The organism is Paenibacillus sp. OT2-17, from assembly GCF_009827695.1.
Lineage (GTDB): Bacteria > Bacillota > Bacilli > Paenibacillales > Paenibacillaceae > Paenibacillus > Paenibacillus polymyxa_B.
Genome location: NZ_WUDQ01000922.1, coordinates 1 through 898, shown reverse-complemented (window position 1 = coordinate 898; position 898 = coordinate 1). Strand labels below are relative to the sequence as shown.

Here is an 898-nt window from a genome sequence, read left to right as displayed (position 1 = left end):
CAATCCGCATTTTCCGAATACACCGATTTATGTGCAGCAGACCGAAGCAGACGCTGCGATCGGTAATCTGGAGTATGCGCCACCGGAATGCGTGCAGGCGGACTTGAATTACCGACTGCTTCAAGGGGATCATGAGCTGGTTCCAGGTTTGCAACTGTTCTATACTCCGGGTCATTCGCCGGGTCATCAGTCCGCGCTGGTCACAACAAAGGAATCGGGTCCGGTCATGCTGACGATTGATGTTGCCTACACGCAGGAGAATTACGCAAACGACGTGCCGTTTGACGGCTTTGACCATGAACAGGCACGCCAGTCAATCACCCGCATTCAGCAGATTGTGCAGGAGGTTAAGCCGAATCTGTTGTTCTTCGGTCATGATCCTGAGCAGGTAGCCGTTCAGCCGGTATATCCACAATACAAATAATGATAATAAAGCAGCTATTTCTCCACCATTCCGGATCTTTTCGGTCCGGGGTATAAAGAAATTGGTATTATGAATGCACACAAAATAGACGTATCCAGAGCCGTGCTTCATTCGGATCATGGCTTCCAGTATCCGTCTACGGCGTACACACAGGACTTGAAAAGTTCGGCCTCAAAGGCAAGTGGTGCGGACTGGCAGAATAGTCGTAATTCGGCCAGCTCCCCTCATGATCTCAATTTCTTCATTTGATTTTTAAATAATCATTATTGTATCTCCTCACTTCCAAAATGTTATAGCCTCTTATTCTTTTCTTTTCATTAGGTAGTTGTAATGACTCCGACATTTAGAACTGCAAAATTTGGTTAACTGAGCTCGCTGATATGGAATATACCAATGATTGCATTGAATACACCTTTGCAGTTCTAGTTGCTCCCCTCCATAGCATTCAGCAAAATTTTAAATGTATTAATACAC

General features: G+C 45.4%; 2 protein-coding genes. Both read left to right on the top strand.

Translation table 11 applies throughout. From position 1 onward, the window contains the following. Positions 1 to 424 (top strand): MBL fold metallo-hydrolase (locus GRP75_RS28205; protein WP_160791030.1); only part of this gene is annotated, 424 nt, incomplete at its 5' end. Between the two features lie 69 nt (positions 425 to 493). Next, a complete protein-coding gene (locus GRP75_RS28200) occupies positions 494 to 673 on the top strand; it encodes a hypothetical protein (RefSeq protein ID WP_160791029.1) in 180 nt (59 codons plus the stop codon). Positions 674 to 898 lie beyond the last annotated feature (225 nt).

What these genes read in the sequence shown, in the direction of transcription:
- GRP75_RS28200 (WP_160791029.1), top strand. Translation starts at nt 494, where the DNA reads ATGAATGCACACAAAATAGACGTATCCAGAGCCGTGCTTCATTCGGAT.